This is a genomic window from Arthrobacter methylotrophus, from assembly GCF_039539965.1.
Lineage (GTDB): Bacteria > Actinomycetota > Actinomycetes > Actinomycetales > Micrococcaceae > Arthrobacter > Arthrobacter methylotrophus.
The window spans coordinates 3,877,598-3,898,513 of sequence record NZ_BAABED010000001.1 but is presented as its reverse complement, the minus strand read 5'-3'; the positions used below and the strand labels follow the sequence as shown (position 1 = coordinate 3,898,513).

General features: G+C 64.3%; 19 protein-coding genes and 1 pseudogene. 5 read left to right on the top strand and 15 right to left on the bottom strand.

From position 1 onward, the window contains the following. Positions 1-4: 4 nt before the first annotated feature. A complete protein-coding gene (locus ABD884_RS20045) occupies positions 5-745 on the bottom strand; it encodes a response regulator transcription factor (protein WP_345050497.1) in 741 nt (246 codons plus the stop codon). A 311-nt stretch (positions 746-1,056) separates the two neighbouring features. Here ABD884_RS20045 and ABD884_RS20040 point away from each other — a divergent pair, with 311 nt between their 5' ends. Beyond that, positions 1,057-1,833 carry a hypothetical protein gene (locus ABD884_RS20040; RefSeq protein WP_345050494.1) on the top strand — a complete coding sequence of 259 codons (777 nt, stop codon included), beginning with the start codon at positions 1,057-1,059 and terminating at the stop codon, positions 1,831-1,833. A 149-nt stretch (positions 1,834-1,982) separates the two neighbouring features. Here ABD884_RS20040 and ABD884_RS26240 read toward each other — a convergent pair whose 3' ends face one another. After that, positions 1,983-2,195 (bottom strand): hypothetical protein, encoded by a 213-nt coding sequence (locus tag ABD884_RS26240; RefSeq protein ID WP_425548299.1) that lies wholly within the window; start codon positions 2,193-2,195, stop codon positions 1,983-1,985. Positions 2,196-2,207: 12 nt separating this feature from the next. On the opposite strand from ABD884_RS26240, the gene ABD884_RS20030 reads away from it, so the two are divergent. From ABD884_RS20030 to ABD884_RS20020, 3 genes are all read left to right on the top strand, one after another. Further along, positions 2,208-2,900, top strand: coding sequence for a GGDEF domain-containing protein (locus ABD884_RS20030; RefSeq protein WP_376954780.1), 693 nt, complete (start codon positions 2,208-2,210; stop codon positions 2,898-2,900). A 316-nt stretch (positions 2,901-3,216) separates the two neighbouring features. Beyond that, positions 3,217-4,086: a winged helix-turn-helix domain-containing protein gene (locus tag ABD884_RS20025; RefSeq protein WP_345050481.1), complete on the top strand. Its 870-nt coding sequence runs from the start codon at positions 3,217-3,219 to the stop codon at positions 4,084-4,086. 94 nt (positions 4,087-4,180) lie between these two features. Further along, a complete protein-coding gene (locus ABD884_RS20020) occupies positions 4,181-4,711 on the top strand; it encodes a SixA phosphatase family protein (protein WP_345050478.1) in 531 nt (176 codons plus the stop codon). Positions 4,712-4,805: 94 nt separating this feature from the next. Here the strand turns inward: ABD884_RS20020 and ABD884_RS20015 are convergent. Then, positions 4,806-5,755 (bottom strand): annotated as a pseudogene (locus ABD884_RS20015) (LysR family transcriptional regulator). Between the two features lie 72 nt (positions 5,756-5,827). Here ABD884_RS20015 and ABD884_RS20010 point away from each other — a divergent pair. Further along, a complete protein-coding gene (locus ABD884_RS20010; RefSeq protein WP_345050474.1) occupies positions 5,828-6,784 on the top strand; it encodes an EamA family transporter in 957 nt (318 codons plus the stop codon). Here the strand turns inward: ABD884_RS20010 and ABD884_RS20005 are convergent. The 12 genes from ABD884_RS20005 to ABD884_RS19950 form a co-directional block, all read right to left on the bottom strand. Beyond that, the gene (locus ABD884_RS20005) at positions 6,757-7,452 is read right to left on the bottom strand and encodes a hypothetical protein (RefSeq protein WP_345050469.1); all 696 of its coding nucleotides are present in this window, start codon (positions 7,450-7,452) and stop codon (positions 6,757-6,759) included. The two genes, ABD884_RS20010 and ABD884_RS20005, sit on opposite strands and share 28 nt — an antisense overlap. A 4-nt stretch (positions 7,453-7,456) precedes the next feature. Then, entirely contained in the window at positions 7,457-8,113 is a 657-nt protein-coding gene (locus ABD884_RS20000) for a TetR/AcrR family transcriptional regulator (protein WP_345055104.1), read from the bottom strand. Positions 8,114-8,115: 2 nt separating this feature from the next. After that, a complete protein-coding gene (locus ABD884_RS19995) occupies positions 8,116-10,152 on the bottom strand; it encodes a YhgE/Pip family protein (protein WP_345050466.1) in 2,037 nt (678 codons plus the stop codon). After that, positions 10,149-10,865: an ABC transporter ATP-binding protein gene (locus ABD884_RS19990; RefSeq protein ID WP_345050461.1), complete on the bottom strand. Its 717-nt coding sequence runs from the start codon at positions 10,863-10,865 to the stop codon at positions 10,149-10,151. Before ABD884_RS19990 ends, ABD884_RS19995 begins: the two co-directional genes overlap by 4 nt. An 84-nt stretch (positions 10,866-10,949) precedes the next feature. Further along, positions 10,950-12,389 (bottom strand): serine hydrolase, encoded by a 1,440-nt coding sequence (locus ABD884_RS19985; protein WP_345050458.1) that lies wholly within the window; start codon positions 12,387-12,389, stop codon positions 10,950-10,952. Between the two features lie 200 nt (positions 12,390-12,589). Further along, positions 12,590-14,050: a dihydrolipoyl dehydrogenase family protein gene (locus ABD884_RS19980; RefSeq protein WP_345050454.1), complete on the bottom strand. Its 1,461-nt coding sequence runs from the start codon at positions 14,048-14,050 to the stop codon at positions 12,590-12,592. A 166-nt stretch (positions 14,051-14,216) separates the two neighbouring features. Next, positions 14,217-14,903, bottom strand: a complete 687-nt coding sequence (locus ABD884_RS19975) for an N-acetylmannosamine-6-phosphate 2-epimerase (protein ID WP_345050449.1) — start codon at positions 14,901-14,903, stop codon at positions 14,217-14,219. A gap of 26 nt (positions 14,904-14,929) precedes the next feature. Beyond that, positions 14,930-15,868, bottom strand: a complete 939-nt coding sequence (locus tag ABD884_RS19970) for an ROK family protein (protein WP_345050446.1) — start codon at positions 15,866-15,868, stop codon at positions 14,930-14,932. Positions 15,869-15,971: 103 nt separating this feature from the next. Beyond that, entirely contained in the window at positions 15,972-16,889 is a 918-nt protein-coding gene (locus ABD884_RS19965; protein WP_345050443.1) for a dihydrodipicolinate synthase family protein, read from the bottom strand. Positions 16,890-16,925: 36 nt separating this feature from the next. After that, positions 16,926-17,744 (bottom strand): ATP-binding cassette domain-containing protein, encoded by an 819-nt coding sequence (locus ABD884_RS19960; protein WP_345050438.1) that lies wholly within the window; start codon positions 17,742-17,744, stop codon positions 16,926-16,928. Beyond that, complete coding sequence (locus ABD884_RS19955; protein WP_345050434.1) at positions 17,741-19,879, bottom strand: dipeptide/oligopeptide/nickel ABC transporter permease/ATP-binding protein; 2,139 nt, start codon at positions 19,877-19,879, stop codon at positions 17,741-17,743. The genes ABD884_RS19960 and ABD884_RS19955 overlap by 4 nt, the downstream gene beginning before the upstream one ends. 2 nt (positions 19,880-19,881) lie before the next feature. Next, entirely contained in the window at positions 19,882-20,838 is a 957-nt protein-coding gene (locus ABD884_RS19950; protein ID WP_028265886.1) for an ABC transporter permease, read from the bottom strand. Positions 20,839-20,916: the final 78 nt, after the last annotated feature.

Sequence of the window (20,916 nt, the reverse complement as noted above, 5' to 3'; positions counted from 1 at the left end):
CGGGCTATTCGGCAGGCTTGATGACGTAACCGGCCCCGCGCACTGTGTGGATCATGGGCGGGTGGTTGGCCTCGATCTTCTTGCGCAGGTAAGAGATGTAGAGCTCAACGATGTTGGCTTGGCCGCCAAAGTCGTAGTCCCAGACGCGGTCCAGGATCTGGGCTTTGCTGACCACGCGCTTGGGATTTTCCATGAGGTAGCGCAAGAGCTCGAACTGGGTTGCCGTGAGCGGGATGTCTTCGCCCCCTCGGGTGACCTCGCGGGTATCTACATTGAGGGTCAGGTCGCCCACCACCAGTTCGGCCGTGTCCATCGCGGCCACACCCGAGCGCTGGACCAGTCGGTGCAGGCGCAACAGGACTTCCTCCATGCTGAACGGCTTGGTGACATAATCGTCCCCGCCGGCGGCTAGTCCAAGGATGCGGTCCTGGACGTCGTCCTTCGCGGTAAGGAAGAGCGCGGGAACCTCAGGCGCAAAGGCGCGGATCCTGCCCAACAGTTCAACGCCGTCGAATCCGGGAAGCATCACATCGAGCACCAGGACATCCGGCCGGAAGTCCTTGGCGAGCTTGACCGCAGCGGGACCGTCGCACGCCACGGCCACCGACCAGCCTGCCATGCGCAGGCCCATGCTCATGAGTTCGGCGAGGCTGGGTTCGTCGTCCACCACCAAGGCGCGGATGGGGGAACCGTCCGGGTGGCTAAGCTGCGGGAGGTTGTTGGTCATGGAGTGCGAGGATGCCATGAGATAACTCTCCAATCTGCCGTTTTGCCAGTGCTGAGCCGATGCTGTGAGCACCCTGTGAGTCCCAGCCTAGCGAGCTGTCCAGAGGCACGGTACGTCCAACGCGCTGTGATGGCGTTCTTGCGGGGCCATACGGGGCGGGCCCGGCTGGGGCGGGGCCGGCTGGGTTGCGGCCGGGCCTCCGACACAACGCTGCTGCAGGTCACAGGCAAGCCTGCAGTTCGACACAGCCAACGCACAGCAAAACGGCCGACGCTGTTGGGGACAGCAACAACCACGACCAAACAATCTCGACTTCGATGGAGAACACCATGGATCAGCAAAACAACCCCTCCGTACCTGGCTCCGAGCCGGAGAATGGGCACCCGCAACCGGTGATTCGCCCCCTTGATGATTCTGGGCAGCCTGCCGCGGGGTGGGGTGCGCCGGGTGCGCCGCAGCCGCCGGTGAACCAGCAGCCTGCCGCGGGGTGGGGTGCGCCGCAGCAACACAACCCCGGGCAACCCCGGCCTTCGTTCTTCAAGAGTTGGAGCCTGAAGAAGGGGCTCATCGTTGGCGGCGTCGCGGTCGTGGTCGCTGCGGCGGCAGGAGCCGGTGCATATGCCGCAGGAAACGGGACCGCGGCAGCTGATAGCACCAACACGCAGGGGCCGGGCGCCGGGCAGAACGGCCAGGGCGGATTCGGTGGCCCAGGCGGGACGAACGCAGGTCCGGGCGGCCTCGGGGTGGGCATGGGCGGCCTGAACGCTGCAGTCCACTCGGAATATGTGGTCCTCCAGAACGGCAGCTACGTCACCATGGCGGGCCAGCTGGGTACGGTCACTGATATTTCGGCAAGCTCCATGACAGTCAAGAGCGGAGATGGATTCACCCGCAGCTATGCTCTGGGAACGGACGTCGTGGTGGCGGAAGGCATGCGGCAACGCGGAGGCGGAAGCACTGGCACGACTCTGACCCTTGCCGATGTGAAGTCCGGATCCAACGTGAGGGTCACTGCGCTCAAGGAATCCGACAAGTACACGGCCCAGTCCATTCAGATCGTGACTGCAACCGCATCAAGTTCCCAAGGATCGGGCACCACCAACTAACCCTCACTGAGCGTAGTTGACAGCGTTACGGCGGCCGGCCAGGAGAGACGATGCGGGGAGGTGAGACGCCGGATACGATGTGACTTGCATAGTCCTGTCTTGCTTCGGGCAACATGCCGCAGTGGGATGACAAGAGGCTGGACGTGGGCTCATGGACGATCCCGGTGCGGATAGTGCGGATAGTGCGGATAGTGCGGATAGTGCGGATAGTGCGGATAGTGCGGATAGTGCGGGAGCGGGTCGGCCCGGTAGCACAGAAAAGGTGGGGTTCCCATGACCGTGTCGATGGTTGAGCGGCACAACGTCACGGTCTTGGGGGCCTTGGACGGCCAGGTCCTGATGTTCGCCCACGGTTTTGGCATGGACCAGAAGATGTGGGACCGGATTCTCCCGTTCCTGACGGAGCAATATCGCTTGGTTCTCTTCGACCACATGGGTTCGGGGACATCAATCACACCTATGGCCACGCCGCGGGGGACCAAGTCCTCGGCCATGTCGCCGGACGCCTCGCCGGGGCGGTCCACGGCATCGATACGGTCGCGTGCTACACCGGTGATGAATTCGTCATTCTTCCTCCGGCCCTGGAATCGCCCGAGGAAATCGCCGTGGTCGCTTCCCGCATCTTGAACAGCTTCGATCCGGAGTGCCTGGTGGGAGAGTCCAAGCTGCGTGTCGAGGTCGCGGTAGGCCAATCGGTGACAACCGAGATGAGGCCGATGCTTCCCGACGCACGGGAAGAATTGCCGCGGCAGCTTCTCATGGAGGCCGATGCCGACATGTACCGGTCCAAGCCAGGGGCCTGGGTCGAAGCTGGAAACCACCGACGCGGCGTGAGGCTGGGGGCGTTTGTAAAGGCCCTAGCAGACGATTTACCAGGGAATTTTCATGAGACACCGTTCCAGGATTGGACAAGGGTTGTTTCATATCGCGAGATTCAAGGGCAAGCGCGTGACGTAACTCAATATTCAAAAAATGCCATTCTGGTAAAATTATCTTCGAATATTGCCGTCAAGACGTCCACTGTGACGAACGAGAATGGCTCACATTTAGCAATATGTGAATTGTGATGTGCGGCACAATAGTGCGATTCGTCTCAAAATGTGGACCATTTGGTCCATTGTTACTTGCATGTTCCCTTTGTTACGTTGCACACTTCAAATGTGAACAAGAACTCAACAGCATCTGCAGCCGCAGCGATCGAAGCCAGCGCACCCGCTGGTTCTTCGATGAGCTGTTGTCGAATGCATGCCTAACTTTCAACCCCAAAAAGTTTCAGGCATTCGCCCACTGCCCAGCGTCGGGCGCCCCTCCCCATCTCATTGCGGGGACTAGATCAGCATTCGAAGCCGCGATGACGGCTATTCACCCTGAGGTAAGCAATCCATGTCAGTTGCATCCGGATACGTCCACATCTCTGTCCGTAACGCCAATAAGGCCGCGTCGAACGCCGGCCTTCGTCCCGGCTTCGGCAACCGCCCGGCCTACGCGCAGCCCGCACCGCAGGGCGGTAGCCAGGCACCCGGCTACGTGCCCCAGGGCTACAACCCCAACTCCTACGGCCAGCTCCGGGCCGTTCCTGCCAACGAGGCCGCGCCGATGACTGCGCCCACGCCTGTTCTGGCCCCCGCAGACCGCTCCATCCGCCCTGTTGCCAATGACAACGTGGCCCGTGGCTTCGTGCTCTACATGGGCATCGACGAGGACACCGCGGCGGCTGCCGGAACGTCCATCGCCAAGCTCGCCCAGGAAATCCGCGCTTACGCGCAGTCCCTCGTCTCCGGCGCCGAGAGTTATGCCGCCGTCGCGGTAGCCCCGTCCAGTGCGCCCGGTTCCGCGCTCGACGTCGTCCGCTCGACTTTCGGTGACCCCACCGTTGGCAATCGCCAGCGCTCTGAGGCGCTCCGCCCGCAGCCTGCCCAGGAAGCCCGCCCGTCCGGCGTCTTGATTGACCTCGCCCGCCGTGAAGTGCACCTCGATGGCGAATCCCTGAACCTCACGTTCAAGGAATTCGAGCTGCTCAACTACCTCGTTGAAAACGGCACCCGCACCGTCGGCCGCGATGAACTCCTCGAGGGCTTGTGGCGCAATGCCGAAGAGGTTCCCAACGAGCGCACCATCGACGTGCACATCCGGCGTCTCCGCTCCAAGCTCGGCCGCCTCGCGAACACCGTCCGCACCGTCCGCGGTCAGGGATACCGTTTCTACGAGCACCCTGAGGTCATCGTCTGGGCCGCTCCGGAATACTCAATCTAAGCTCTTGGCCCACCCAACTAGCTCGCAGTTGTTGTCGTTACGAGGCCCCAAAACGACAAGTAATGTGAGCTAGTTGGGATAGTAGGGTGGGGGGATGAGCGAGCATCACATCAAGCGTCTGGTGATCATGCGGCATGCGAAATCGGACTGGCCTCTCGGGGTGCCGGACCATGAGCGGCCCCTCGCCGAGCGTGGCCACCGGGAAGCGCCGCTAGCCGGGAAATGGCTCCTGAAGCACCATGTGATTCCGGACTTCATCCTCTGCTCGTCTGCCCTCCGGACCCGTCAGACCTGCACGTGGGTGTGCAGCGAACTGGGGGACAAGGCGCCGACGCCGAAACTCGAGGACGGTCTGTATGCCGCCTCCGCGTTGCGCATGTTGGCGGTCATCAACCACGTGCCGGAAACCGTCACGACCTTGATGATCTTCTCGCACATGCCCGGAGTGCAGGACCTCGCCATGCACCTGGCTTCCCGCGACTCGGACCATGACGCCTACATGGATGCCGCTACCCGTTACCCCACCAGTGCCATGACCGTGATGGAGCTGGAGAAGTCGTGGGCCGAACTCGATGGGCAGGATGCTCGCCTGACCCACTTCGCCGTTCCGCGTCCAAAGAAGTAACCTCGGGGCGCGAACTGGCAGCTCCTGCCCCTTGCAAGGCCGCCAGGGGGCATCTGCTGCCAGTTCGCGCGACCCGCGCCGCTTGCCCGCGCCGCTAGCCCGCGTTGAGTCCCACGTCGAGTCCCGCGGCCACGTCCTGCAGCAGGCGGACAACATGGCGGATGCTGGGGCTTGCCGTCATGGTCTTCCGGTATACGATTCCCACTTGGCGTTGCTGCACCGGATTGACCACGGGGACAGCTACCACCCGGGGGGAAGTTCCGGCCTGCCAAGCCTGGGCACCAAAGCCACCGCGACGCCCTGCTGGACCATAGCTATATGCGTGGAAAAGTCGGGATCGTAGACGCGGATGTCCGGCACGCGTCCGAGGCCCGCGAGGATCGCCAGCAATGCCTCGTTGCAGATGGCGCCGGCGGGGGTGCTGATCCAGCGTTCGTCCGCCAGATCGGAAGGCTCGACGGCGGTCCTGTCGGCCAGCGGGTGCGCAGAGTTGAGCAGGACGTCGGCCGTGTCCAGGCAGAGGTCCTCGTGCACCATGTTTTCCGGAATGACCAAGGGTACCGAGTTCCAGTTGTGCACCACGCCGAGATCGGCTTCACCGCTTGCGACCCGTTGGACGGCCTCGCGCGGGTCTTCGGCCACCACCCGGACCTCAAGCCCGGAACTGCGAGCAGTACCGGCAGAGGAACCCCCGGCTGTGCCGAGTTTCCCCAGCATCGGCCCTACCAGTCCCCGGCAGGCCGTGGAGAACGCCACGAGCCGCAGCACGCCGCTTGGCTTCGAGGGGTCGGCGAGCAAGGTGGCCTGGAGCTCCTCCAATTCGCCCAGGATGCGGCGTCCGTACTCGGCCAACGCCATGCCGCGGTCTGTCAGTAGTACGCCCCGGCCATGGCGCTCCAGGACGGTGACGCCGCTCTGCTTCTCCAGCTTCTTGATCTGCTGGGACACCGCCGAAGGGCTGAACCCCATCGCCTCCGAGGCAGCCACCACCGAGCCTTGCTGCTCCACCGCTACGAGGGCCCGTAAGGCCGCAATCTCAATCATGAAGCAAACGTACATGATTCGATGAAGAATTCAACGCTGGTGCTTCATCCGCATCACTGTCAGAGTTGAATCGTGAACATCCGCCACTCAGCACTTGCCGTCCTTGTCGCCGTCCTTTGGGGCCTGAATTTTGTCGCGATCGACTTTGGCCTGCACCCCGCAAGCGGGAATGGCAGCAACGGGAGCGGTGGCGCGGCAAATGTGCCTCCGTTGTTGTTCGTGGCGATGCGCTTCGTGCTGGTGGTGTTCCCTTGCATCTTCTTTGTCCGCAAACCGGATGTCAGCTGGAAGGCGATCATCGGCGTCGGACTGTTCATGAGCGCTGGGCAGTTCGGCCTGCTTTACCTGGGCATGGCCCTCGGCATGCCCGCCGGGCTCGCCTCTTTGGTGCTGCAAGCCCAAGTGCTCCTGACGGTGCTGTTGGCCGCCCGGTTCCTCGGAGAACGTCCCAGCAAACGCCAACTGACAGGTGTGGTACTGGGTGTCGCGGGGCTTGCCCTGGTCGCGGTGGGACGCAGCCTGGTGGCGCCCGTGGTGCCGCTCATGATCGTGCTCGCAGCGGCACTGTCCTGGGCTGCGGGAAACATCATCGCACGCAAAGCCAAGGCCGCTTCGGGTCTGGGCCTGGTGGTCTGGTCCGGGGCTGTGGTCCCGCTGCCGCTCGCAGCCTTGTCTTTGATGGTGGACGGGCCTGCCGCCGTCGTCGGGACCCTCACCAATCTGCAACCGGCCACGATTCTGAGCGCCCTCTACACCGCGGTGTTCGCTTCACTGGTGGGTTACGGCATCTGGAATCGCCTGCTGAGCCTCTACCCGAGTTCAGCCGTGGTGCCGTTTACTTTGTTGGTTCCGGTGGTGGGAATGACCGCGGCCTGGTTGCTGATCTCAGAGATCCCGACGACGGCGGAACTGGCTGGCGGTCTCCTCCTATTGGGCGGCGTGGCGACGGCGGTCCTGCAGCGGCGCGCCAAAGCTGCAGCCCCGGCGTTGCCCGAAGATCGTCAGCGCCTGGGAGCGGGCTTGCGCTGAACTGGCGATCCCTGAGCAGAGGACCCCGACGTCGGACGCTTTGCGGGCGTAGCCGGTGTGGGTGTTGGTTTCCGCTGGACAGCTCGCTTCACCGCCCCTGACGCCGGACGGGCCGCCGGCCGCTGGGCGGCCCTGGCAGGCGCCAGTGAAGGACGGGAAGAAGGCCGCTGCGCAGATCGGGCCGCTGGCCGAGCCACGGGGCGGGACGCCGCCGCTCGGTTCCTGCGGGATGGCCAGACTGCACCCACAAACAGGACCAGCAGGGAACTGCAGCCTGCGGCGGCTGCGAGGTAGAAGTAGATATCCGAATCTTTGCTGCTCACCGCGCTGCCCAAGGCATTCTCGTCCTGGTTGAAGGCGAGGCCCCACATGCGCAGGAACGCGATTCCGAAAGCGATGAACAAGGCCGATGCGATCGTGCCGAGGACCAGCATGAAGTAGCGTCGCCGCGCGAAGACTTCCGCGACGCACGCAAGGTAGCCGATCGCCAAGACCGCGAGGAACGTGTACATCACGGTTTCCTCCAGGGTGATCGCGAGCAACACCAGCAAGCCAGCCGACACTACAGCAGAGATGATCGCAAGCTTTCCACTGTTCCCCAGGCGCATGGAAACCATCATCCCCGACCGGGCGGAATCGCCACGCCCGTACGACGCCGCAGTTGCCATACCGTTACCGCAGGACGTAGCCCCGCATCATGGTCATGATGGCTGCGACACTTTGCTCCCGGGTACGTTCCGGGTTGTACGTTTGCCGGTCCAGGCCCACAACGAAGATCGCACCGAACATTGCCGCTTCGAGGCTGCCGCGGGCAATGCCCGTATCCACGGTGTATTCGCTGGCCACCTTCTCGATCGCGGCGCCGATCACTGCCAACAACTCGCTACGGAGTTCGACGAAGAGGCTGCCCCATTCGCTGGGCGTCCGCCAGTTTTCGCTGATCCAGAGCCGCGCGAAGGACGGGTAGTCGTCCATGAAGTCCATGGCTTGGCCAAGCATGGCTTCCATGGCCTCGAGCGGATCGGCGTGCAGTCCCTCGATGGTTTGGAGCCGGCCGAGCATGATGTCGACGCCGTGGCGCAGCAACTGGGCGATCAGATCGGCCTTGCTGCCGAAGTTGTAGTAGACCGTTCCCTTGGACACGCCGGCTGCGGCTGCGATCTCGTCCACCGTGACGCCTGCCGCGCCGCGCTCGCCGATCAGTTCCATCGAAGCGTCGAAGAGGCGCTGTTTGCTCGCGTTGGTGCGGGCTGGACGGAGCTTCTTTTCCGGAGTCTCTGGACCCGGGCCGTCCGGGCCCTCGATGGCCTGCGTCGCAGGCTCTTGCATGCTCATACTGCGATCTCCGGCTTCAGGGTCTTGAGGGTCCAGAACTTGTGCTTTCGGACGGCCAGCGTGGAAAGCGCGGCTCCCAGCACAGTGTAGCCACACAGGCCCAGGACTATCGGCCAGATCATCGACAGCTCGCCGCCGTAGATCAAGTGCCGCATGCCCGTTACCACGTAGCCCATCGGCATGATCTCGTGGACCACGTGCAACGGCATCGGAGTCGTTTGCCACGGGAACGTTCCACCGGAGGACACCAACTGCAGGACCAGCAGGATCAACACCACGAACTTTCCAGGAGTCCCCAGCAAAGCCACGATGCCTTGGATGAGGGCCGTGAACGCCATGACGGCGGCCAGCATGAACAACCACATCCACACCGGGTGTGCCGCGTTGAGGCCCAGCCCCAAGTCCACTACGAGGGTGAGGATGCTGGCCTGCAGCACGGAGACCACAAAGAAGGGGAGCCAGCCACCGACGGCGATCTTCCACGACGGAGCGTTCGACGCCAGGGCCCGCTGGGTGATGGGGCGCATCGCTTGGACGAGCATGAACACGCCGATCCAGAGCGAGAGTGTCAGGAAGAACGGGGCCAGGCCGGCGCCGTACGATCCGGCCTTGGCTTGGGAAACGTTGTTGACCGCGACCGGATCCGCGATCACCTTGGACACCTCGCTCTTTTGGGCGTCGTTCGGGTTCGGGACCTTGCCTGCGCCCTTCGCCAACTCGCTCGCCAAGGTGCGGGATCCGTCTGCGGCCGTGGCGGCGCCGCTCGCAAGTTGCGCCGCGCCGTCGTCGAGCTTGGCCGCACCGTCAGCGAGGGAAGCCGTGCCGTTGACAGCAGACTGTTCGCCTGCCGCCAGGGCCGCAGCGCCCGAGCTGAGCTGGTCCGCGCCGGCCGAGGCCTGGCCGATGGCACCGGTCAGGGCAGGCGTGGCGCCCGCGAGTTTGGCGGCGCCCGCGCTGACTGCGGCTGATCCGTCGGAGAGCTGCTGGATCTGGGCGGCATCGGCCGAAATCTTGGCCTTGGCATCCGTGACTTGGCTGGAAGCGGCGGCAGTGTCGAAGTCCGCCAGGATCTTGTTGGCCTGGTCTTGCGTGATGACTCCCGCGGACACGAGCCGCCCGTTGGAGGCCACCACGCGGTCCCGGGCTCCGGCGTCGAACGCGGAAAGCTGCCCGACGACGTCCTGGACCTTCGCATTAAGCTGCGCGTTTCCGGCGGCTACTTGAGCTGCGCCGTCGGCGAGCTTTTGGGAGTCTGCCGGGAGGGACGCGGTTTTGTTCTTCAGTTCTGTGAGTCCAGTGCTGAGCTGCCCGGCGCCGTCGTTGAGCTGGTTCGCTCCGTCGCGCAGTCGGCTTTGGCCCGCCAGGAGCCCGGACGCGCCGCTGCTGAGTTGGCTGGTCCCGTCGTGGAGGGTGGCGGCACCGTCACTGAGTTTGCCGACGCCGTCCGCGAGCTGGGCCGCGCCGTCGGATGCCTTGACGATGGAGGCGTGGATGGTGCCGAAGCCTGTGAGGAGCTGGTTGGCAGTTTCCTCTCCCACTTCCTTGGCCACGGTGGAGTGCACCGCGGTGGTGAGCTTGTCCACGATGGTGCTGAGGAGGTAGTTGTTGGCGTCGTTGGTGGTGACGTTGAGCATTGCCTGGTTGGCGGCGTCGAAGCTGCCCGGCGAGACCAGGTTGGCGGAAAAGTCCTTCGGGATCTTCAGGGCGAAGGCGTACTTGCCCGATTCAACGCCGGCGTCGGCTTCGGCCGTGGTGGTCACCCGCTGCCAGTTGAAGACGTGGCTTTCCACGAGGCTGTCGGCTACCTTCTGGCCTGCCTGCAATTCGGGGCCGCTGGCCGGCTGGGCTCCCGCGTCCTCGACCACCAACGCGGCGTCGATCTGGTTGAGGTTGCCGTAGGGATCCCAGTTCGCGTAGAGGTACACGGCTCCGTAGAGGAGGGGCACCATGGTCAGGGCGAGGATGGTCAGCTTGGGCAGGAGCCCGCCGGTCATGCGCTTGAGTTCGGAGCGGGCCAGCCGCAGAACAGTCACTTTGCGGTCCTTTGCAGGGTTTCGGGTGCTTCTTCGGGATCTTCTTGGGCGTTTTGGAGGGGTTCGGCGGGGGCCGCGGGTGCCGTATGCGTGACCGAGTTGCCGATCACCGCGGCCGGGCCGCGCCAGCTGTCCGGGAGGGCTGAGACGACCGCGACGACGGCGAGCGGCCGCCCGGCGTCGTACGCCAACTGCTCCAGGCGCGGGAGCCAGTCCGCAGGGTTCGCGCTGTGCCGGTCCGGGGAGTCGAGTACCAGCAGATCGAGGGCCGGATCCGCGAGGGCCAAGGCGGTCAGCAACTCGAAGCGGCGGTCCGCCGGGAGTTGCTCAATCCACAGCCCGGCGATGTCCTCGAAGCGATTGACCTTGAGCCATGGCTTGCTGAGGAGGGCACCTCGGTAGCGGCGGGGAATGAGCGAGAGGTCTTCCGTCACGAGGTCGCGGACGCTCAAGTGCTGCTCCGGTTCATTGACGCCGGGAGCGTCGATGAGGGCGCTCGCTGCCCGGAGCTTCTTGGTCTTCACGGAGTTGTCCCAGCTCAGGAGTCCTTTGCCGGGCTTCATTCGGCCGCTGAGTGCCAAGGCCAAGGCTGTGCGCTGGTCCTGGCCGTCGCCGGTCACGAGGAGGAGCTCTCCGCGCTGGGCTTCGAGCGAGGTGGGAGGCAGGAGATCATTCCGGCGGCCGTCGATCTGGAGTTGCTGTGCGGACAGCACAATTGGACCTTTCGCAGAATCTGGTATCTACTCAAATCGTAACTGAACTGACCGGTCAGTTCAAATAGATCCATTGTCCTGCTGTCACGAGATCCGCGTAAAAGTCCCCAATCCTGTCTTGTCGTAGAAATCGAGGGTGACGCTTGGTGCAGTGCCGCCGCCGCTTCCGGCAAACAGTGCACCGGCGAGCCCATTTCCGTTCTCTCCCATCGACTCAAAGCTGAAGGTGTCGGCGTCAAAGTGGGCCAGCGGGAAAGTAGTCGGGTTGCCCGCCGGCCCCATCTTCAGGGCGAGTTTCCCGTCCTGATCGAGGACCACGAGCGGGCCGTAGTACGAGTTCGCGTACGTGCCGGTGTACGCATTGTTTGGCCGCGCCGGAGCAGGGTTGGAAGGCAGCTTGGAGTAGTCGACCTTCGGCTTCTCGGAGTCATCGAGCTGTTTGAAGATGCCAGCGGTGAATGCCAGCCAATCGACCGTGGGTGCACCGTGCTGCGCTGCGTCCAGGAAACCCGCGGTAATTGCTTCGGGAATCCCCTGTGGCCGTCCGTTAGTCAAGGCCACGATGGCTAGCTGTTCCCCAGGGAGCATGGCAACAGCGGTGGCGGTGCCAAGATTGAACGCGCCGGAGTGTCCCAACTGGACACGTGCTTGATCGTCATAGGAGACGTTCCAGCCCAGGCCATAGAAACGGGAACGAGCGGCCGGAGACGACGCCGGTCCGGAAACCGCATGCGGAACATGAGTCGTTTGGAGGGCGGTTGGATCGATAACCGGCTTGCCCCCAAAGCTGCCGTTGCCGAGTTGCAGCCGGAGCCATTGGGCGAGGTCCCGGACCGAGGAACTCGCACCGCCCGCCGGAGCCTCGGAGTCGGCGTCGCGGTGGTACTTCGCTGCCCATTGCTTGTTCCCGAGCGGCACGTGGATGGCGGCTCTGTCCGACGCCTTCTCGTAGTCCGAGTTGCGGTAACTGCTTGCGGACATGCCCAGCGGCCGGAACAGGATCTGGTCCGCCAGATCCTCCCAAGACATCTTCATCGCTTTGGCGGCTGCCTCGCCGCCTGCCGTGTAGCCGAAATTGCTGTAGTTGTAGCTCGAGCGGAAGGTATCAAGGGGCTCTTGGTTGATGTGGCTGAGGATGTACGAGCGGTCGAATCCGAGGTCTTCCAGCAGATCACCCGACGCTGTTCTCAGGCCGCTCTGGTGCGACATGAGGTCGGCAAAAGTGGCACTTCGGGTGACGTAGTCATCCTTGAGCGCGAAGCCCTTGTCGGATTCAATGACCGGGTCGGTCCATTTGATGAGTTGCCGCCCCACAACGCCCGCCACCACGGTTGACGCCAAGGGCTTGGATACCGAAGCGAGCTTGAACACCGTGTCAGGACCGATCCGCTCCGGCTTCCCGACCTCCCGGACGCCGAAGCCCTTGGCGTACACCACCTCATCCTGGTACACCACGGCCACAGCCATCCCCGGCAGCCCGGTTTGTCCCATGGCGTCTTGGACCAATCCGTCGAGCTTAGCCAAGGCATTGGTGACCTTCGCCCGGTCCAGCAGCGGTTCGATCTGCCCGGGGGAACCGGAAGCAGTGATGCGGACGCCTGCGATGCAGGGTGTGCGGTTTCGCCCGTGCAGGCCGACAGTACTGAAATACCCGCGATACCGGCCGCTCCAAGCCCGATCGACTTGAGCAGCACACGTCTATCCGGAGAAAGGTCCATTAATCCTCACAACCCGTACTTCTCAAGCAGCCGCAGCCACACCTCGCTGATCGTGGGGAACGACGGCACAGCATGCCACAGCCTGTCCAAGGGGACTTCGCCCACAATGGCGATGGTGGCACCGTGCAGAAGTTCAGCGACGCCAGGCCCCGCAAAGGTTGCCCCGACCACCACTTTGTGGTCCTCGTCCACCACGAGTTGCGCCCAGCCTTCGTAATTCTCCGAATGCAGCTGGGCGCCGGACACATTGATGGGGACTTCCACCGTTGTGGCGTTGATGCCCTTCTGCAATGCCTGCTGGAGGCTCGGGCCCACGGATGCGAGCTCCGGATCTGTGAACACCACGCTGGGGATCGCGTATTCGTCGGCTGTCTTGGCCTGGGGGCTCCAAGGTTTCGGCGCGCCGTGGAGGGTTCCCTTGGCACGCGCCACGATGGCGTCGCCAGCGGCCCGGGCCTCGTACTTGCCTTGGTGAGTGAGGAGGGCCGAACCCGCCGCGTCGCCGGCCGCGTAGAGCCACAGCCCGCTGGTACCGTCGCTGGCAGTTCCCTCCACCAAGCCGCTCGAGTCGGTGGTGAGGCGCAAAGCCTTGCCTTCTTCGGCGTCGAGCCCCACGTTCTCAAGCCCCAAATTGTCCAGGTTGGGTCGCCGGCCCGTCGCTACAAGCAATTGCTCGCAACCCACGGTCGTCCCGTCCCCGAGCGTGACGGTGAACGCATGGTCCGCGTCATGTTCGACGCGCGTAGTGTCCGTCCCGAGCCGGAGATCGACGCCGTCGGCCCGCAACCCTGCGGCAACCAGTCGGGCGGCTTCCTCTGGAAAAGTGCTGAGCAGCCTCCCCCGGGCAACGAGCGTGACAGACGAGCCCAAGCGGGCAAACGCCTGGGCAAGTTCGACCCCGGCGACGCCGCCGCCCAGCACCACGAACCGTTCAGGGATGCTCCGCGCCGAGGTGGCGCCGCGGGTTGTCCAATAGGGGACGTCGCGCAGGCCTTCAATCTTCGGCATGACCGGTGTGGAGCCGGTGGCCACGACTACGGCGTGGTGGGCCTTGAGCGAATAGCTGTTGCCGTCCTTGCCATCCACTTGGACTTCGCGGGGGCCCGTGATGCGCGCCCGGCCACGGACCAGTTCGATGCCTGTGTCTACGAGCCACTGCACGGCGCCGTCGTCTTGCCACTTGTTGGTGAAGTAGTCGCGGTACTTCAGGACAGGTGCGGCATCCAGGACCTTCGTCACGGCGTCGGCTGCTCCGGGCACGGATTGGGCGGCGTGCAGGGCAGTTCCAGGCCGAAGGAGCGCTTTGGACGGTATGCAGGCCCAGTAGGAGCACTCCCCGCCGACCAGCTCGGCCTCCACAATCGCTGTGGTGAGGCCTCCCCGGGCCACTCGGTCTGCAACGTTCTCACCCACGGCTCCGGCGCCGACCACAATGACATCGAATTCCCGGATGTTCTCCTCAGCCATGGGAGAAGCCTACGCCCGGACGCAGCTTGGGATCAGGGACCCGGCGACGGATTCTGCGGGATCATTCCTCGAAGCCGAATCGTCAAGCCTGTGTTTGCGCGGATGTTTTCCCACGAGATGCGAATGATCCAGCGGAATTGAGCAGCCTTGGGACGACCGGACGCTGCTAGCCGTGCATCGCACCCTTGAACCAGCCGGTGATGCTGGCCGGATGCGTGATTGCGGTACCCACGACGACGGCGAACGCACCGGCGTCGAGGGCTTGGCGGGCCTGGGCAGGGGTATGGATGCGGCCCTCGGCGATGAGTGGCGTGCCTAGTCCAGCGCCGGCGATCTCCGCTAGGAGCTCAAGGTCGGGGCCATCGGTCTTGGGACGTTCACCGGTGTATCCGGCGAGCGTGGTGCCGATCAGGTCCGCACCCGCGTCGACCGCGGCCGCCGCATCGGCGTAGGAACCGCAATCGGCCATCACCAAGGCATGCGTTTCCGCGTGAAGTCCGTCGATCGTCTGTTTGAGGCTCAGGCCGTCGGGCCGTGCTCGGCGCGTGCCGTCGATGGCTACGACGTGGGCGCCGGCATTCGCGACGGCGAGGGCGTGGCGGAGCGTCGGGGTGATGAAGACGCCATCGTGGCCGTCCTTCCAAAGTCCGATCACCGGGACCTCGACAGCCGTTCGGGTGAACTGGACGTCCGCGAGGCCTTGGACACGGATTGCCGCAGCACCACCGATTACCGCCGACGCCGCCACTTGGCCTGTGGTTCGGGGATCGCGCATGGGCTCGCCCGGATAGGCCTGGCAGGAGACGATCAACTGCGAACGGAGGGCTTCGAGGCCTTCAGGGGTCAGGATCATGGGGTCTCCTTGCAAGGTTTTCGTTATTAGTTCAGGACAAGCTTGGCTGCGCCCACAATGGCCGCGGTGTTCCCGAGCGCCGCACGGAGCACGGGAATGTCAGCGAGCGGGCCCATGAGCTCCTTGCGCATGGCGCGTTCCATGGGTTTCCACCAGAGATCTCCGGCGTCTGCCAGTCCACCGGAAACTACTACCGTCTCCGGGTCGAGGATGTTGACGAGCCCGCCGAGGGCCTGTCCGGCGGCACCTGCGCCCGCGCCGATAGCCTTGATGGCGGCAGCATCGCCATGGAGCGCCAGGGCAAACACGGCTCGGGTATCCGGTACGTCCGGCGAGCCGCCGAAACGCACGAAGGATTCATGGATGGCCGGGCCGGAAGCGATCGCCTCAACATGGCCGGAACCGCCGCACACGCAGGGGAGCGCCTTACCTTCGTGGTAGGCATACGGCGACGCAAAATGACCTACGTGGCCGCCCACATAGCGATGCCCCAAAACAGGAGATCCGTCCAGCACGAAACTGCCGCCGACTCCCGTCCCGAAGGCCACCATGAGCGAACTCGACGACCCCGCAGCCGCCCCACGCCACGCCTCGCCCAAGGCATGCGCATGGACGTCGTTGACAGCCCTGACCGAGTCCCGCGGGAATCCCAGCCGTTCCGCCAGGCCCGCAGCCAACCCGGTCCCGGCCCACCCCAGGATCGAGTCGGTAGCGGAAACCACGGTCCCGCTCGCAGCATCAATGACGCCGGCAGAACCGACGCCGACACGCCCGACGGCGATTCCCTCGCCTGCCGCGCGCCGCAGAAGCCGTGCTACGAGCGCCGCCGTAGCACCCAGAATGGCGTTCCCACCCTCGCGATTGAGCGTGGGGATTTGCTCCGAAAACAACACGCTCCCGTCGGCGGCAACAACCCCGGCGGCGGTCTTGGTTCCACCAAGATCGACACCGATCACGTGCATCATGTTTTGTCCTTCGGGTCTGTTGCGAAGTCTTTTGCGGGGTCCGTCAATGATGCCATGTGTCACTGGCCAGCTCAGCCGTGGGTGGGACGGCGCGAACCCGTCTCTAGACCAGGCCGTTGCGTTCCAGGATGACCTTGATTGCGGCGGTTTCTTCGGCGTTCAGGGAGAGCATGGGGGCGCTCATCGTGTTGGATTCGATGATGCCCATGACCTGGAGGGCGGTCTTGAAGGCGCCGAGGCCTGCTGCGCCGCCGGAGACCCGGCCGTTGGGGGTGTAGACGATCTCGAAGACGTCCGCCAAGCGGTCCTGTTCGGCTGCGGCCGCCGTCCAGTTTCCGGCCTGGCTGGCATCGAAGAGGCGGCGGTAGCCGGCGGGGTCAACGTTGCCGAGGCCCGGGACGACGCCTTGGGCACCGCCGAGGAGGGCTCCGTCCACGACCACTTCGTGGCCCGTGAAGATGTCGAAGTCGGGGATGTCCTTGGCTGCAAGGAGCAGTTGGCGGAAGGAGACGTCGTCGCCGGAGGAGTCCTTGACGCCCGCGATCACGCCGTCGCGACCCAGACGGACCAGAAGGTCGGTGGGCAGCTTGAAGTGCGTACGGACGGGGACGTCGTAGGCGAAGATCGGCTTGTCCACGGCAGCGTGGATGCTTCGGAAGTGGGTTTCGGTCTCCTGGGCGTTGCCGATGGCGTAGTACATCGAGGTGACTACGATTGCGTCGGCTCCGAGGTCGATGACCTTCTTGGCTTCTTCGATCACGCGGTTGGTGGTTTGTTCGTTGGCGCCCACAACCAGGGGCACGGCACCGGCATTCGCGTCGGCGATCGTGGAGACGACGAGTTCGCGCTCCTCGTTGGTCATGTAGGGGACCTCGCCCGAGGAGCCCAACACGAAAAGGCCGGACACGCCGCCGTCGAGCAGGTGCTTGGTGACGTTCTTCAGGGACGCGGTGTCAACGCGGCCGTCAGCGTGGCGGGGGGTGATGACCGGGGGAATGACGCCCTGGAACTGAGTAGACACAGAAATCTCCGTTGTTTGGATCTGAAAGGGAAAAACTTAGGTGTGGAGCAGGCTTGGTGCGGCGCCGAGCAGCTTCTTGGTGTAGTCGTTGCTTGGGTTGTCGAAGACCTGTGCGGCCGGGCCTTCCTCGACGATCTGTCCGAAATACATGACGCAGATCCGGTCCGAGACGTAGCGGACGGTCTGGATGTCGTGCGAAATGAACACCATGCCGAGGTTCAGCTGGGTCTTCAGATCGGACAGGAGGTTCAGGACCTGGGCTCGGACGGAAACATCGAGCGCCGACGTCGGTTCGTCCGCCACGATGATGTCCGGATCCAAAGCGAGGGCGCGCGCAATCGCCACGCGCTGGCGCTGGCCGCCGGAAACCTGCGACGGCGTGACCTCGCCTGCCGATTGCGGCAAACCGACGAGGGCCAGCAGTTCCTTGACTTTCTCCGAGCGGGACGCTGCGTTGCCGATGCCGTGGACTTGCAGGGGATCGGTGAGGATATCCTCGATGGTCATGCGCGGGTTGAGCGCCGTGGCCGGGTCCTGGAAGACCACGGATACGGCACGCCCGAAATCCTTGCGCATGCGTGCGTTGCGTTTGATGGCCGGCTTGCCGTGGAATAGCACCTGGCCCGACGTCGGGGTCTGAAGTCCCACGAGCACCGAGGCGAGCGTGGACTTGCCGCAGCCGGACTCGCCGACGATCCCGACAGTCTCGCCACGGCTGATGCTGAAGTCCACACCGTTGACGGCCTTGACGATGTTGGGCCGGAAGAGGCCGCCGGTGCGGGCCCGGTGGTGAACCTTGACGTCCTTGAGTTCGATGACCGGTTTGGCTGGGATATCCCGTTGGGAAGTACTCACTTTGCGTCCTCCTTCAGGTGGCTGGCCCAGTAGTGGTCCCGGTCTGCTCCGCCACCGGCGGATTCAACAACGGTGAGGACCAATTGCTGGTTCGGATCGGCGTCGGGCCTCAAGGAGCGGGCCGCAAAGCGGTCGCCCGAAGCGAAATCCCGCGGAGACGGCACGGTGCCGGGGATCTGGTGGAGGCGGACGGCGTCGGCCTCGATCGAAAGAACTGCGCCCAACAGACCTCGCGTGTATTCGTGCCGCGGGTTCTGCAGGAGCTCGGAAGCCTGTGCCGATTCCACTACCTGGCCTGCGTACATGACCGTGATCCGGTGCGCCAAGGAGGCAACCAAAGCGAGGTCGTGGCTGACGAAGACCATGGCGAAGCCGAGCTGTTCGCGCAGTTCGTTGAGCAGCTCCACCACCTGCTTCTGGACGGTGACGTCCAGGGCCGTGGTGGGTTCGTCGGCCACCACGATCTTCGGCGAGCGGGAAAGAGCCATGGCGATCAGCACGCGCTGGCGCTGGCCGCCGGAGAGTTCGTGCGGGTAGCTGGCAAGCGTGCGGACGGGATCGAGTTTGACCAGTTCCAGCAACTCGGCGGGGGTCTTGCGGCCGCCGCGCTTGGTCAGCTGGGTCATCTGCTCCTTGATCTTCATGGACGGGTTGAGCGAGCTCAGCGCATCCTGGTAGACCATGGCGATCTGCTCGCCCCGCAGGCCCTGATAGGCCTTGGCGTTGCTGTGCTTCGAGCCGGAATCCAGGAGTTCTTTGCCATCGAAGACGATGGATCCGGTGATCTCGGCAGTCTTGGGCAGGAGGCCCATGATGGCCAGGGACGTGATGGACTTGCCGCAACCGGATTCGCCCACCAGGCCCATGGTTTCCCCTTCGCGGACGGTGAAGGAGACGTTGTCCACGATCGCGGTTTCGCCGAAGCGCCCGGGGAAGCGGATGGACAGGTTCTTGACCTCCAGCACGTTCCTGGCGCCGGCCGGGACCTGGGGGAGCCGATCGGTGCGCTTGGCCTCGATGGAAGCCAGGAGTTCGAGTTCCTTGTCGAGGAGCGCGTGCGGACTCGCCAGGGCAATCCTCGGATCGTTCAGGACCGACGCCGTGTAGTCCTCTTCGGAGAGGGGATCGTTGTTTGCCGGCCGAACGCCGTCGAGTTCGTGCTGTTCCACGACGGATGGCTGGGCCACCGACGTCGCGATTTCGGTATCGACGGCTGCACCCGCCACGGCGGCGCCGGCAAAGGCAGCGGCAGCACCGTCGTCGTCCTTCACCACCGGGGCCTTGCGCAGCTTCGGGTTCACCATGGCGTCGGTGAGGCCTTCGGCCAGGATGTTCAGCGCAAGGACAGTGAGCAAGATCGTGAGGCCTGCGAAGGTCGTTGCCCACCAGCCACCTGAAAGGACCAGGTTGCGGCCGTAGGAGATCACGTTGCCCCAGGACGGTGCGGGATCCTGGACGCCGGCTCCCAGGAAGGACAGCGAGGCTTCGAGGATGATGGCGTCGGCCACCATGACCGTGGCGAAAACCAGCACAGGGGCGGCGGTGTTACGGACGATGTGCTTGAGCAGGATGTAGGGGCGGCTTGCACCCATCACTCGTTCGGCCCGGACGTAGTCTTCACCGTACTGGGCGAGCACATTGGCGCGGACCACCCGGGCGAGCTGCGGTGTGTAGATGATGGCGATGGCGACGATGATGGTGGGTACCGAGTTGCCGAAAGCCGCCAGCAGCACGGCTGCGAGGGCGATGCCCGGGAACGCCATGAGGATGTCCATGAGTCGCATGATGATCTCGTTGACCGCCTTGCTGGACGTCGCGGCGAGCGAGCCAAGCACGGCGCCGACGACGATCGCGAGGGCCACCGCGCCGAGGCCGATCATCAGGGAGGATTGGGAACCGTAGAGCAGCCGGGAGAAGACATCACGCCCCAGACGGTCGGTACCGAAGAAATGGTCGCCGTCCGGCGCTTGGGCCGGGATGAACGTTTCCAGGGGATCGTGCGGTGCGACGAGGGGCGCGAAGATAGCCGCCAGGCCGATCACCACGAGGAACAACAAGGCAAGACGCGATCCCCAAGGGAGGGACTTGAAGCGGACGCCCGGGGCGCTGAGCCGTTCAGCAAGTTTGCTGCGCATGGCTATACCGTCCTGATTCGGGGGTTGATGAGCAGGTACAGGAGGTCCACCACGATGTTCACCAGAACGAAGGTGACGGAAATGGTGAGGACCACGCCCTGGACCAGGTTGACGTCCAGGTTGGTGATGCCGTTGAGGATCAGCTGGCCCATGCCGGGAAGGGCGAAAATCATTTCGATGACGACGGCGCCGCCCAGCAGGTAGCCCACGCGGAGTCCCAGTACGGTCACCGGAGTGACCAGCGCGTTGCGCAGGACGTTCCTGGAAACCACTTCACGATAGGGGACCCCGTTGCCGATGGCCGTGCGGACGTAGTCGCGGTCCAATTCCTCCACCATCGAGGTGCGGACCACGCGAATCAAGGAAGCGGAAACGGGGATGCCGAGCGCGAGGGCCGGGAGTGCCATCGAGTTGAGCCAGCCGCCGAAGCCGGACTCCGGCGTCGCGATTCCACCCGAAGGGAACATCGGGTTGTCACCGAGCGCGAACCACTGGATGAGCAGGATGCCAAGCCAGAAGGACGGGGTGGCGATGGCCGCGATGGAGAAGATCCGGACCAGCTGGTCCTGCCACTTGTCGCGGTAAAGGGCGCCGATGATGCCGAAAACCAAGGACAGTACGACGGCGATGATCACGCCGAGGAAGGTCAGCTGGAGCGTCAACGGGAAGGCCGAGGCAATCATGCTTGCCACCGATTTGGACGGCGGCGTGGTCACGCCAAGATCGAGATGCACGAGCCTGCCCAGGAAACGGAAGTACTGGATGAACAGGGGATCGTTCAGGCCGTTGTCCTGGCGGTACTGCTGTTTGGCGGCCTCGCTGGCGCCTTCGCCGAGGGCCGAGCTGGCCTGGTCGCCCGGGGCTGCTTGAAGGACGAGGAAGACCAGCAGCGTGATGCCCAGGATCATCAAGGGCAATGCCGCGAGTCTGCGTCCAAGCAGACGCAATATCATGACCATTTGTTCTCCGGTTTGCTTTGTTGCGGCCGCTGCGTGGCGGTCTCGCGGGGTAGTGCTTCCAAGGGGTGCGCCTCGCCC